The following is an 11,953-nucleotide window of genomic DNA, read 5'->3' as shown; positions in this document are numbered from 1 at the left end:
CCCAAACTCCGCCCCCATCTCCTTCCCCCGCGCCGCCGCCGCATGCATCGCGCGCACGAAGGCATCACCAATCCCCGCCGCCTCCATCGCCGTCAGCGCCGCATAGGTCGTGCCGCCCTTGGACGTGACGCGCTCGCGCAGCGTCGAGACCGGCTCCGGCGATTGGCCCGCCAGCGCCGCGGCGCCGCGGAACGTTTCCACCGCCAGTTCCCGACCCTGCTCGGCCGTCAGCCCCAACTCGGTCGCAGCACGCTCCATCGCCTCGACAAAGTAGAAGACATAAGCCGGACCGCTTCCGGAAATCGCAGTGACCGCGTCAATCTGCTCATCCCCATCCACCCACACGCACTTGCCCACCGCCTGCGCCACCGCGCTGGCAATGTTGCGATCTTCATCCGACAATCCAGCCGGCGCCGCCAGCCCCGTCATCCCCATCCCCGCCAGCGCCGGTGTATTCGGCATCGCCCGCACCAGCCGGCTGCGTCCTCCCATCCAGCGCTGCATATCCTGCAACCGGATCCCGGCCGCCACGCTGATCACCAGGTTGCCATCGCCTGCTGGCAAATGCGGCAGCAGCTGCGCCGCAGCCTCACGGAACTGCTGCGGCTTGACCGCCAGCACCAGCACATCGCTGGCGCCAAAGGCCGCGTCAGGCGCGCCGCACGCATGCACGCCGAGGTCGCGCGCCAGCCGCTGCTGCGCTTCGGGGAAGGGATCAACCACACGGATCGAGCCGGCAGGCACGCCGCGGGCGATCAGGCCGCCGATCAGTGCCGTGGCCATATTGCCGCCGCCAAGAAAGCCGAAAGTTAGGGTATCGAGCATGGTTGTCTCTGTAGTGTCTTGTTGATCTGATAACGGGTCACGCGCGCGTGCCGAAGATCGCTGTGCCGATCCGCACCATCGTGGCGCCCTCGGCGATGGCGGCTTCCATGTCGCCCGACATGCCCATCGACAGCGTGTCGACGTCGAGGCCGTCCTCGCGCAGCGCGCCGAGCAGCGCGCGCATGGCGGCGAACGGCCGGCGCTGGGCGGCGGGATCGTCCTCGGGCTCGGGAATCGCCATCAGCCCGCGCAGCCGCAGGCCGGGCAGGGCGGCGACGGCGCGCGCCAGCGCCGGTACTTCCGACGGCGCGACGCCGCTCTTGCTGGCCTCGCCGCTGATATTGACCTGGATGCAGACCTGCAGCGGTGCCATCCCGGCCGGGCGCTGTGCCGACAGCCGCTCGGCGATCTTGAGCCGGTCGATGGCGTGCACCCAGTCGAAATGCTCCGCCACCAGCCGGGTCTTGTTGCTTTGCAGCGGGCCGATGAAATGCCAATGCAACTGGCCGCGCAGGTCGCCCAGCGCGGTGATCTTGTCCACCCCTTCCTGGACGTAATTCTCGCCAAAGGCAGCCTGGCCGGCCTGGCAGGCGGCGCGGATCCGGTGGGGGGAAACGGTCTTGGAAACGGCCAGCAGCGCGATGTCCTGAGGCTGTCTGCCGGCTTGTTGTGCGGCCGCCGCGATGCGCTGGTGCACGGCTTGCAAGTTGGCGGCAATTACAGACATAATCCGGCGAACATACAGAAGAAGTACGGCAAGTACCGATAACATTCAGGGTGGGGTCATTATAGATGGACATCGCGCAGCTATTGGCTTTCGCCGTCAAGAACAAGGCTTCCGATCTTCATCTGTCGTCGGACATGCCCCCAATGGTGCGGATCCACGGCGATATACGCCGGATCAACATCGCATCGATGGCGCACAAGGATGTCCACGCCATGGTGTACGACATCATGAGCGACACCCAGCGCAAGCTCTACGAAGAACGGCTGGAGATCGACTTCTCGTTCGAGATCGCCGGCCTGTCGCGCTTCCGGGTCAATGCCTACAACACGCAGCGCGGTGCTGCCGCGGTGTTCCGTACCATTCCTTCCAAGGTCCTCACGCTGGAGGATCTGCGCGCGCCGGCAGTGTTTTCCGACCTGTGCATGAAGCCGCGCGGGCTGGTGCTGGTGACGGGCCCGACCGGCTCGGGCAAGTCCACCACGCTGGCGGCGATGGTCGACCATCGCAATGAAAACGACATGGGTCACATCCTGACGGTGGAAGACCCGATCGAATTCGTCCACACCTCAAAGAAGAGCCTGATCAACCAGCGTGAGCTGGGGCCGCATACGCATTCGTTCGCGAACGCGCTGCGCTCGGCGCTGCGTGAAGACCCGGACGTGATTCTGGTGGGCGAACTGCGCGACCTCGAAACCATCCGCCTGGCACTGACCGCGGCCGAGACCGGCCACCTGGTCTTCGGCACGCTGCACACCAGCTCCGCGGCCAAGACCATCGACCGTGTGGTCGACGTGTTCCCGCCGGAAGAGAAGGACATGGTGCGCACCATGCTGTCGGAATCGCTGGAGGCGGTGATTTCGCAGACGCTGCTGAAGACCCGCGACGGCAACGGCCGCACCGCCGCGCACGAGATCATGACCGCTACGCCGGCGATCCGGCACCTGATCCGCGAGAACAAGATCGCGCAGATGTACTCGATGATGCAGACCAGCAGCGGGCTGGGCATGCAGACGCTGGACCAGTGCCTGTCGGACCTGATCAAGCGCGGCCTCATCAACTACAACGACGCGCGCGCGATCGCCAAGAACCCCGACGCATTCATGGGCTGAGGCCCATCCCGATGCCATCCGGCCGCTCCCCCGCGCAGCGGCCGCACTCCAGCAGGACACCGCCATGCTCGATCGCGAATCCGCCGCCAAGTACATCAACGACCTGCTGGAGCTGATGGTCAGCAACCGCGGCTCTGACCTGTTCATCACCGCCGACTTCCCGCCCGCGATCAAGGTCGACGGCAAGATCACGCCGGTGTCGCAGCAGCCGCTGAATCCGACGCAGGCACTGGGGCTGGTGCGCTCGGTGATGAACGAGCGCCAGGTGCAGGACTTCGACACCAGCCGCGAATGCAATTTCGCCATTACCGCGCCCAAGGCCGGGCGCTTTCGCGTGTCCGCATTTATCCAGCAGGGCAAGGCCGGCATGGTGGTGCGTACCATCAACACGCGCATCCCGTCGGTGGCGGATCTGGATCTGCCGTCGACGCTGCATGACATCGTCATGTCCAAGCGCGGGCTGGTGATCGTCACCGGCGCCACCGGCTCGGGCAAGTCGACCACGCTGGCGGCGATGCTGGATCACCGCAACGCGCACTCATACGGCCATATCATCACCATCGAGGACCCGATCGAGTACGTCCATGCCCACCAGAACTGCATCGTCACGCAGCGCGAGGTCGGCATCGATACCGAGTCGTGGCACGTGGCGCTGAAGAACACGCTGCGCCAGGCGCCGGACGTGATCCTGATCGGCGAAATCCGCGATCGCGAAACGATGGAATACGCGATGCAGTACGCCGAGACCGGCCACCTGTGCCTGGCCACGCTGCACGCCAACAATGCCAACCAGGCGATCGACCGCGTGGTCAACTTCTTCCCCGAGGAGAAACGCCAGCAGCTGTTGATCGACCTGTCGCTGAACCTGAAGGCGATGGTGTCGCAGCGCCTGTTGCCGCGCGCCGGGCGCAAGGGCCGCGTGCCCGCGGTGGAGATCATGATCGGCACGCCGCTGGTGGCCGACCTGATCTTCAAGGGCGAGATTCACGAGCTCAAGGAAGTCATCAAGAAGTCGCGCGAGCAGGGCATGATCTCGTTCGACCAGGCGCTGTTCGACCTGTACGAGGAAGGCAAGATCACTTTCGAAGACGCGCTGCGCAACGCCGACTCGCTCAACGACCTGCGCCTGATGATCAAGCTGCACAGCAAGCGTTCGCGCGACACCGACCTGGGCGCCGGCACCGAGCACCTGAACGTTATCTAGCGTTCATCTGGCGTTCATCTGGGGTCATCGGACCAGTGCACGCCGGTCCGCCTGGCGGTATGCTTCGGGCACGCACAAGGAGTCTGCCATGAGCAATGTCTACCAGTTCGAAGCCACCTCGCTGGCCGGCCAGCCGGTACCGCTGTCGCAGTTCCAGGGCAAGGTGCTGCTGATCGTCAACACCGCCAGCGAATGCGGCTTTACGCCGCAGTACGAAGGCATGCAGAAGCTCTATGACGAATACCACGGGCGCGGCCTGGAAGTGCTGGGCTTCCCGTGCAACCAGTTCGGCAAGCAGGAGCCGGGCGATGCGCAGCAGATCGGCCAGTTCTGCGAGTCGCGCTTTGCGGTGCGCTTCCCGATGTTCGCCAAGATCGACGTCAACGGCGCCGACGCCCATCCGCTCTACCAGTGGCTCACCACGGAGAAGCGTGGCCTGCTCGGTACGCAGGGCATCAAGTGGAACTTCACCAAGTTCCTGCTGCGCCGCGACGGCACGGTGTTCAAGCGCTACGCGCCGACTACCAAGCCGGAAGAGCTGCGCGCGGATATCGAGAAGCTGCTGTCCGATCCCGGCGCCTGAGCGCGGGCTAGACCCCGCTGGCGCGCACCGCCCGCAGGAAGCCGTTGAGCGAGCGGTCCGGCGTTTCGTGGAAATGATCGTCCAGCATGCGGATGGCGCGGCAGCGGTCGAGCCGGAAGCTGCGGTAATCCTCGCGCGTGGTGCACCACGTCGCCAGCAGCCAGGCATTGCCCCAGAAGAACAGTCCCAGCGGCATCACCACGCGCTCGGTGATGCGCTGCTGCGCGTCGCAGTAATCGAGCAGCAGCAGCTTCTGCGCGCCCAGCGCGCCGTGCACCACGTCGAAAGCTTCGCGCACATGAGACTGGTTCACGTATTCGGGCGCGAACACGCGGCTTTGCTGCGCCGCCAGCCGGCGCGGCGGCGGCAGCGCGGCCATTAGCTTTTCCAGCGCGGGATCGGCCGCGGCGGCCAGCGCGCCGCCGCCCCAGGCTTTCAGCAGCCGCAGGCCGGCCACCAGCGCTTCCACTTCCATGGCACTGAACATCAGCGGCGGGACATCAAAGTCGGCGCGCAGCCGGTAGCCGATGCCGGCCTCGCCTTCGACCGGCACGCCTGACAGCGACAGCGCCTGGATATCACGGTAGACGGTGCGTTCCGACACGCCGAGCCGCTGCGCCAGCAGCGCCGCGGTGGTCAGGCGGCGGCCGCGCAGCACCTGGACGATCTGGAACAGGCGGTCGGCGCGGCGGCTCATCGGTCAGCGTGGGTCATGAAGGTCATCCGGCCACCGGCTCGTGCAGCCCGATGCGGTTGCCTTCGCTGTCGGTGATATGGGCAATGCGGCCGATCTCGCCCGGCAGGCGCAGCGGCCCGAACACGGTCTTGCCGCCTGCGCGCGCGGCGCGCTCCAGCAGCGCGTCCAGTTCCGGCGCATGCAGGTAGGGCACCGCGCCGTAGTAGTTGCTGGGGCGGTAGCCTTCGCCAGCCACCAGCGCCCCGCCCGGGTCGGGGTGAGGGAAGACGGCCATGTCGACCTGGCTCATGGTTTCGCGGCGCAGCTGCACGTCGAACACCTGCTCGTAGAAGCCGACCGCACGGTTCATGTCGACCACGGGGATTTCCAGCCAGTTGATCAGGCGGTTGCTCATGATGGGCTCCTTGTTTCCTGTTAAGGGGGGATGGGAGCTTGCATCATGCGCGGGGGCTGCTGACAGCGTGCTGTCAGGAGCTTGTCAGTGCGGCATCCAGGCCGCCATCACCGGCACCAGGATCGCCGTCAGCACGCCGTTCAGGCCCATGCCGAGCGCGGCGAAGGCGCCGGCTTCCTGGTTGACCTGGAACGCGCGCGCGGTGCCGATGCCGTGCGCCGCCACGCCGGTGGCGAAGCCGCGCACGCTGTAGTCGCGGATGCGCAAGAGGTTCAGCAAGCTGGTGGCGCTGACCGCGCCGATGATGCCGGTGGCCATCACCAGCACCGCGGTCAGCGACGGCAGCCCGCCGATCTTTTCGGCCACGCCCATCGCGATCGGGATCGTCACCGACTTGGGCGCGAGCGAGCGCACGGTCTCCGGCGACGCGCCCAGCAGGTAAGCGATGCCGACGGCCGACACCACCGCCACCACCGAGCCCGCCACCAGACCCACCAGCAGCGGGAACACATGCGTGCGCAGCTTGGGCAGCTGCATGTAAAGCGGCACCGCCAGCGCCACCGTGGCGGGGCCGAGCAGGAAGTGCACGAACTGCGCGCCGTCGAAGTAGGTCTTGTACGGCGTGCCGGTGACGGTCAGCACCGTGACCAGCAGCGCTACCGCGATCATCACCGGGTTGGCCAGCGGCGAGAAACGCGATTTCTCGTAGATGCGGAAAGCGAACACGTAGGCCAGCAGCGTCGCGGTCAGCCCGACCAGCGGGCTCGCCGACAGGTAGACCCAGATCTCGTTGAGGCGCGGCGTCATCATGCCTGTTCCCCCTTGGCATCGGCGGCCGGGGTGTCGGGGGCATCGGTGCGCTTGCGCATCAGCATGCGCGTGACCACGGCGGTGGTGGCGATGGCCAGCCACGTGGACACTATCAGCGCCACCAGGATCGGCATCCATTCGCCTTCGATGCGGCTGGCATGGACCATGATGCCTACGCCGGCGGGAACGAACAGCAGCGACAGGTGCTTGAGCAGCTCGCTGGTGGTGCCCTGGATGATGGGCAGCAGGCGGTCGTCGAAGACCAGCCAGCCGAACAGCAGGATCATGCCGAGCACGGGGCCGGGCACGGGCAGGCGCAGCGCGTAGCTGATCACCTCGCCGATGGATTGGAAAACCAGCAGGATGGCAAAGGTCTGGAGCATGGGGGCGGTGGTGGGTTGCGCTGTTCCTCCCCTCTCCCGCAAGCGGGAGAGGGAAGACAACCACACGGCCCTGATACGGCCTCGCTAGCCGAGCATGCGATCGACCAGTTCGATCCAGTGCATCACCGGCGTGCCGGTGCCGCTCTGCAGGTGCGAGATGCAGCCGATATTGGCCGACACGATGGCTTCGGGCTGCGTGGCCTGCAGTTTGGCGAGCTTGTCGTCGCGCAGGCGGTAGGCCAGTTCCGGCTGCAGCACTGAATATGTGCCCGCCGAGCCGCAGCACAGGTGGCTGTCAGCGCAGAGTTTGACCTCCACGCCGAAACCGGTCAAGAGCGCCTCGACCTTGCCGCGGATCTGCTGGCCGTGCTGCAGCGTGCATGGCGGGTGGTAAGCCACGCGCCGGCTGTCGCGCGGCACCGCGCCGGCGAGCTCGTGCAGGTCATCGGCAAAGTCAGGCAGGATCTCGGACAGGTCGCGCGTCAGCGCCGACACGCGGCGGGCGCGCTCCGCGTATTGCGGGTCATGGCGCAGCAGGTGGCCGTAGTCCTTCACCATCGCGCCGCAGCCCGAGGCGTTCATCACGATGGCCTCGGCGCCGGCTTCGATATGCGGCCACCAGGCGTCGATATTGCGGCGCATATTGTCGAGGCCGCCTTCATGGTCGCCATTGTGGAAGCGGATCGCGCCGCAGCAGCCGGCCTCGCGCGCCACCACCATCTGTATGCCGACACGGTCGAACACGCGCGCGGTGGCGACATTGATGTTGGGCGACATCGTCGGCTGCACGCAACCGTCGAGCAACAACATCTTGCGCGCATGGACGGTACGCGGCCACGTGCCGGGCGCGGCGGTACCGGACCGCGCCGGCACCTTGCTGCGCAGCGTGGCCGGCAGCAGCGGCCGCACCATCTGGCCGAGCCGCATTGCCGTGCCGAACAGCGCCGGGCGCGTCAGCCCCTCGCGCAGCACCCAGCGCGCGATGCGCTGGCTTGCCGGGCGCCGGATGCCTTCTTCCTCCAGCTTGTCGTCGACCAGCTTGCGGCCGATATCGACCAGGCGCCCGTAGCGCACGCCCGACGGGCAGGTGGATTCGCAGTTGCGGCAGGTCAGGCAGCGGTCCAGGTGCAGGCGTGTGCTTTCGGTGATGGCATGGCCTTCCAGCACCTGCTTCATCAGGTAGATGCGCCCGCGCGGACCATCCAGCTCGTCGCCGAGCAACTGGTAGGTCGGGCAGGTGGCAGTGCAGAAGCCGCAATGCACGCAATTGCCGACGATGGATTTGGCTTCCTCGCCTTCGGGCGTGTTGCGGAGAAAATCGGCCAGGTTCGTTTGCATGGTGTGGGAAAGGTTTGCCTGGGCGTGGGAACGCGGGCCGGATCAGAGCCCGGGATACATGCGCTGCGGGTTGAAGATGCCGGCCGGGTCGAAGCTCGCCTTCAGGCGGCGGTGGATCGCGGCCAGCGGCGAGGCCAGCGGCGTGAACACGCCCACCGACTTGTCGCCGTTGCGGAACAGCGTGGCATGGCCGCCGGCGGCCTGCGCCACGGCGCGCACCGTCTGCGCATCGGTGCCATGCGCGCCGTCCTCGGGCAGCCACCAGCGCTGGCCGCCGCCCCATTCGATCAGTTGCGTGCCGGGCAGGTCCAGCGGCGCGGCGATGGTCGGTACTGCCAGCCGCCACAGCGCGTGGCCCGCATGGGCTGGTGCGAAGAACGGATGGGTCTGCTCGCGCAGCGACTGCCACAGCGCCGCGGCTTGCGTCGCATCCACGCGCTCGCCGCCGAGCTTCGCGCAAGCCGCGCGCACCGCCGCGGTGGCGCCAGCCAGGTGAACTTGCAGCACGCCGTCATGCCACGCGGAGGCCGCCACCGGCAGCGGCTGGCCGCCCCATTCGTTCACGCGCCGGATCGCCTCGGCCTGCGGCAGCTCGAAGCGCAGCGTGGCTTCGTCGAACGGTGCCGGCAGCACCTTCAGCGACACTTCGAGGATCAGCCCGAGCGTGCCAAGCGAGCCCGCCAGCAGCCGCGACACGTCATAGCCGGCCACGTTCTTCATGACCTGGCCGCCGAAGCTCATCACCTCGCCACGGCCATCCATTAGCTGCGCACCCAGCACGAAGTCGCGCAGCGCGCCCACCGATTGCCGGCGCGGACCCGACAGGCCCGCGGCCACCGCGCCGCCCAGCGTCGCGGTGCTGGCCTGGCCGGGCAGCGCGAAGTGGGGCGGCTCGAACGCCAGCGTCTGGCGCTTTTCGGCCAGCGCCGCCTCGATCTCCGCCAGCGGCGTGCCGCAGCGCGCGGTGATCACCAGCTCGGCCGGGTCGTAGTCGACGATGCCGGCGTAGGCGCGCGTGTCGAGCAATTGGCCTTCGGGGGCCTGGCCGTAGAAGTCCTTGCTGCCGCCGCCGCGCAGCCGCAGCGCGGTGCGGGTTTCGGTGGCTTGCCTGACGGCGTCGCGGAAGGCGTCCAGTGTGGCTTGCATATGCGTGATAGGTGGGGAAGAGGGCGCTTCGTGGTTATGTGCCGGCGCGGCCGCCGGGCACTTCCGGGCGGTCGTCCTGGTAGGCGGGCAGCGCGCTGCCGCAATGCTTGCAGTACCGCGCGTCCGTCTCGTGGCCTTCGGTCAGGCAATGGGTGCAGGTGCGCGTGGTCAGCGGCCGCTTCAGGATGCTGGCGGCCAGCTCCGCGCCGACGATGCCGGTGGGGAAGGCGATGATGCCGTAGCCCAGCAGGATGGTCAGCGAGGTGATGAACTGCCCCGCCGCGGTCTTCGGCACCATGTCGCCGAACCCCGTGGTGGTCAGCGTCACCACCGCCCAGTACATGCTCAGCGGGATGCTCCTGAAGCCATGCTCGGGGCCTTCCACCACGTACATCACCGTGCCCAGGATCACCGTGATGATGAACACGGCGGCCAGGAACACGAAGATCTTGCGCCGGCTGTTGACCAGCGCGCGGTACAGGATCTCCGCCTCCTCGAAGTACACCGTCAGCTTCAGGATCCGGAACACGCGCAGCAGCCGCAGCAGCCGCACGTCGATCAGGAAATGCAGCTCAGGCACGAACACGGCGAGCCACGTCGGCATGATCGAGATGAAGTCGATGATGCCGTAGAAGCTCAGCACATAGCGCAGCGGCCGGCGCACCACCAGGATGCGCATCAGGTACTCGGCGGTGAAGAGCAGCGTGAAGCTCCATTCCAGCACCGTGAATACGGTGCCCAGGCGCTGGTTCACCGACGCCATGCTGTCGAGCATCACCACCACCACGCTGGCGACGATGGCGACCAGCAGCGCAACGTCGAAGATCCGCCCTTCGCGCGTGTCGGCCTCGAAGATGATGGTGTACCAGCGCTGGCGCCAGCCGGCTTCGGGCTGGCCCAGGCGCTGGCGCGTGACCGCTTCCTGGTGTTGGCGTCGGCGTGTGTCGGGCATGGTCGATTTGCCTCCGATGTGCCTCAGATGTGCCTCAGATGGGCCTCACATGTGCTTCAGAAGCGCGGCAGCTCGGGATGCGGCAGCAGGCCCTTCTTCACGTGCAGCTTGCCGTACTCGGCGCAGCGCGCCAGCGTGGGGATGGCCTTGTCCGGGTTCAGCAAGCGCGCGGGATCGAACGCGGCCTTGACGCCGAAGAACGCATCGCGCTCGCTGGGCGAGAACTGCACGCACATCGAGTTGAGCTTCTCCACGCCCACGCCGTGCTCGCCGGTAACGGTGCCGCCGAGTTCGACGCAGGTCTCGAGGATATCGGCGCCGAACAGCTCGGCGCGGTGCCATTCGTCGTGGTCAGCGCCATCGAACAGGATCAGCGGGTGCATATTGCCGTCGCCGGCATGGAACACGTTGATGCAGCGCAGGCCGTACTTGCGCTCCATCTCCTCGATGCGCTTGAGCAGCGTGCCGATATGCTTGCGCGGGATGGTGCCGTCCATGCAGTAGTAGTCGGGCGAGATCCGGCCCGCGGCGGGGAAGGCGTTCTTGCGCCCGCTCCAGAAGCGCAGCCGCTCGGCCTCCGTTTGCGACACCGTGATGCGGGTCGCGCCGGAAGCGCGCAGCACCTCGCTCATCCGCTCGATTTCTTCGGCGACTTCCTCGGGCGTGCCATCGGACTCGCACAGCAGGATGGCGGCGGCGTCGAGGTCGTAGCCCGCGCGCACGAATTCCTCGACCGCGGCGGTGGCGGGCTTGTCCATCATTTCCAGCCCGGCGGGGATGATGCCCGCGGCGATCACGTCGGCCACCGCGTTGCCGCCTTTCTCGACATCGTCAAAGCTGGCCATGATGACCTGCGCGAGCTGCGGCTTGGGGATCAGGCGCACCGTGACCTCGGTGACCACGGCCAGCATGCCTTCGGAGCCGATCAGCACCGCCAGCAGGTCAAGGCCCGGTGCATCGGGCGCCTCGGAGCCGAACACCACCACTTCCCCTTCCATCGTCACCGCGCGCACGCGCAGCACGTTGTGCACGGTCAGGCCGTACTTCAGGCAGTGCACGCCGCCGGAATTCTCGCTGACGTTGCCGCCGATGGTGCAGGCGATCTGCGATGAAGGATCGGGCGCGTAGTACAGGTTGTGGGGCGCGGCCGCGTCGGAGATCGCCAGGTTGCGCACGCCCGGCTGGACCACCGCGGTGCGCGAATAGGGATCGACCGACAGGATGCGCTTGAACTTGGCCAGCGACAGCACCAGCCCTTCGGCGATCGGCATCGCGCCGCCGGACAGGCTGGTGCCGGCGCCGCGCGGCACCACCGGCACGCCCAGCTGGTGGCACAGGCGCAGGATCGCGCAGACCTGTTCCTCCGTATCGGGCAGGGCCACGGCCATCGGCACCTGGCGGTACGCGGCGAGGCCGTCGCATTCGTAGGGAACGGTGTCCTCGGTCTTCCACAGCAGCGCGGCGTCGGGCAGGATCTGCGCGAGGCCGGCCAGCAGCGCGCTGCGGCGGCCTTCGGCGGCAGCCCGGGCGCTGGCAGCGGCGCCGCTGTCAGTGGCTAGCGTTCGGGCTTCGTGCGGGGCATTCATGACGGCTCCTGTGAGGCAGGCCGTTCATGCGGCCTGCCGTTCGCGGCGGTGCAGGGCATGCCCGCCGGGGGGGACGGGTGACTATAGCGCAGGGCACTTGCCGCGGGCACCACGGCAGACGTGAATTCCGCATGGCAGGCCGATCAAAAATGCTCATCATGGCCGCCGTGCGCAGTGGAAGGGGCGCGTGTCTGGCGGG

Annotated in this window: 13 protein-coding genes; 3 read left to right on the top strand and 10 right to left on the bottom strand. The window is 67.4% G+C overall.

Translation table 11 applies throughout. The features are described 5' to 3' along the window. The coding region (proC, locus tag AB1I47_RS27570) for a pyrroline-5-carboxylate reductase (RefSeq protein WP_354686878.1) at positions 1-825 on the bottom strand (825 nt) is incomplete at its 3' end. A 37-nt stretch (positions 826-862) separates the two neighbouring features. Further along, positions 863-1,552 (bottom strand): YggS family pyridoxal phosphate-dependent enzyme, encoded by a 690-nt coding sequence (locus AB1I47_RS27565; protein ID WP_354686877.1) that lies wholly within the window; start codon positions 1,550-1,552, stop codon positions 863-865. A gap of 65 nt (positions 1,553-1,617) precedes the next feature. On the opposite strand from AB1I47_RS27565, the gene AB1I47_RS27560 reads away from it, so the two are divergent. The 3 genes from AB1I47_RS27560 (at position 1,618) to AB1I47_RS27550 (ending at position 4,448) form a co-directional block, all read left to right on the top strand. Continuing rightward, entirely contained in the window at positions 1,618-2,661 is a 1,044-nt protein-coding gene (locus tag AB1I47_RS27560; RefSeq protein ID WP_354686876.1) for a type IV pilus twitching motility protein PilT, read from the top strand. A 64-nt stretch (positions 2,662-2,725) separates the two neighbouring features. After that, positions 2,726-3,865, top strand: a complete 1,140-nt coding sequence (locus AB1I47_RS27555) for a PilT/PilU family type 4a pilus ATPase (RefSeq protein WP_354686875.1) — start codon at positions 2,726-2,728, stop codon at positions 3,863-3,865. An 88-nt stretch (positions 3,866-3,953) separates the two neighbouring features. Next, the gene (locus tag AB1I47_RS27550) at positions 3,954-4,448 is read left to right on the top strand and encodes a glutathione peroxidase (RefSeq protein WP_354686874.1); all 495 of its coding nucleotides are present in this window, start codon (positions 3,954-3,956) and stop codon (positions 4,446-4,448) included. Between the two features lie 7 nt (positions 4,449-4,455). Here the strand turns inward: AB1I47_RS27550 and AB1I47_RS27545 are convergent, their stop codons facing one another. The 8 genes from AB1I47_RS27545 to AB1I47_RS27510 all read right to left on the bottom strand — a co-directional run bounded on the left by AB1I47_RS27545 (position 4,456) and on the right by AB1I47_RS27510 (position 11,754). Next, entirely contained in the window at positions 4,456-5,145 is a 690-nt protein-coding gene (locus AB1I47_RS27545; protein ID WP_354686873.1) for a helix-turn-helix transcriptional regulator, read from the bottom strand. Between the two features lie 22 nt (positions 5,146-5,167). Beyond that, positions 5,168-5,539 (bottom strand): VOC family protein, encoded by a 372-nt coding sequence (locus AB1I47_RS27540; RefSeq protein WP_354686872.1) that lies wholly within the window; start codon positions 5,537-5,539, stop codon positions 5,168-5,170. 84 nt (positions 5,540-5,623) lie between these two features. Further along, on the bottom strand, positions 5,624-6,349 hold the full coding sequence (locus tag AB1I47_RS27535) for an LrgB family protein (protein ID WP_354686871.1): 726 nt from the start codon (positions 6,347-6,349) through the stop codon (positions 5,624-5,626). After that, on the bottom strand, positions 6,346-6,732 hold the full coding sequence (locus tag AB1I47_RS27530; protein ID WP_354686870.1) for a CidA/LrgA family protein: 387 nt from the start codon (positions 6,730-6,732) through the stop codon (positions 6,346-6,348). Before AB1I47_RS27530 ends, AB1I47_RS27535 begins: the two co-directional genes overlap by 4 nt. 84 nt (positions 6,733-6,816) lie before the next feature. Continuing rightward, positions 6,817-8,070, bottom strand: a complete 1,254-nt coding sequence (glcF, locus tag AB1I47_RS27525; RefSeq protein ID WP_354686869.1) for a glycolate oxidase subunit GlcF — start codon at positions 8,068-8,070, stop codon at positions 6,817-6,819. Between the two features lie 42 nt (positions 8,071-8,112). Beyond that, entirely contained in the window at positions 8,113-9,216 is a 1,104-nt protein-coding gene (gene glcE, locus AB1I47_RS27520; protein ID WP_354686868.1) for a glycolate oxidase subunit GlcE, read from the bottom strand. Between the two features lie 34 nt (positions 9,217-9,250). Next, on the bottom strand, positions 9,251-10,168 hold the full coding sequence (locus AB1I47_RS27515) for an ion transporter (RefSeq protein WP_354686867.1): 918 nt from the start codon (positions 10,166-10,168) through the stop codon (positions 9,251-9,253). A 56-nt stretch (positions 10,169-10,224) separates the two neighbouring features. Next, the gene (locus AB1I47_RS27510; RefSeq protein ID WP_354686866.1) at positions 10,225-11,754 is read right to left on the bottom strand and encodes an FAD-linked oxidase C-terminal domain-containing protein; all 1,530 of its coding nucleotides are present in this window, start codon (positions 11,752-11,754) and stop codon (positions 10,225-10,227) included. Positions 11,755-11,953: the final 199 nt, after the last annotated feature.

Source organism: Cupriavidus necator (assembly GCF_040578825.1).
Taxonomy (GTDB): Bacteria; Pseudomonadota; Gammaproteobacteria; order Burkholderiales; family Burkholderiaceae; genus Cupriavidus; species Cupriavidus necator_E.
The sequence above is the reverse complement of the archived record's forward strand: the minus strand, read 5'-3'. Positions and strand labels throughout refer to the sequence as shown.

Bases quoted from the DNA above. Each gene is read 5' to 3' on its own strand.
- AB1I47_RS27535 (WP_354686871.1), bottom strand. From the start codon at position 6,349: ATGATGACGCCGCGCCTCAACGAGATCTGGGTCTACCTGTCGGCGAGC.
- AB1I47_RS27510 (WP_354686866.1), bottom strand. From the start codon at position 11,754: ATGAATGCCCCGCACGAAGCCCGAACGCTAGCCACTGACAGCGGCGCC.
- AB1I47_RS27540 (WP_354686872.1), bottom strand. From the start codon at position 5,539: ATGAGCAACCGCCTGATCAACTGGCTGGAAATCCCCGTGGTCGACATG.
- AB1I47_RS27530 (WP_354686870.1), bottom strand. From the start codon at position 6,732: ATGCTCCAGACCTTTGCCATCCTGCTGGTTTTCCAATCCATCGGCGAG.
- AB1I47_RS27545 (WP_354686873.1), bottom strand. From the start codon at position 5,145: ATGAGCCGCCGCGCCGACCGCCTGTTCCAGATCGTCCAGGTGCTGCGC.
- AB1I47_RS27565 (WP_354686877.1), bottom strand. From the start codon at position 1,552: ATGTCTGTAATTGCCGCCAACTTGCAAGCCGTGCACCAGCGCATCGCG.
- AB1I47_RS27550 (WP_354686874.1), top strand. From the start codon at position 3,954: ATGAGCAATGTCTACCAGTTCGAAGCCACCTCGCTGGCCGGCCAGCCG.
- AB1I47_RS27560 (WP_354686876.1), top strand. From the start codon at position 1,618: ATGGACATCGCGCAGCTATTGGCTTTCGCCGTCAAGAACAAGGCTTCC.
- AB1I47_RS27515 (WP_354686867.1), bottom strand. From the start codon at position 10,168: ATGCCCGACACACGCCGACGCCAACACCAGGAAGCGGTCACGCGCCAG.
- AB1I47_RS27555 (WP_354686875.1), top strand. From the start codon at position 2,726: ATGCTCGATCGCGAATCCGCCGCCAAGTACATCAACGACCTGCTGGAG.
- glcF (WP_354686869.1), bottom strand. From the start codon at position 8,070: ATGCAAACGAACCTGGCCGATTTTCTCCGCAACACGCCCGAAGGCGAG.
- glcE (WP_354686868.1), bottom strand. From the start codon at position 9,216: ATGCAAGCCACACTGGACGCCTTCCGCGACGCCGTCAGGCAAGCCACC.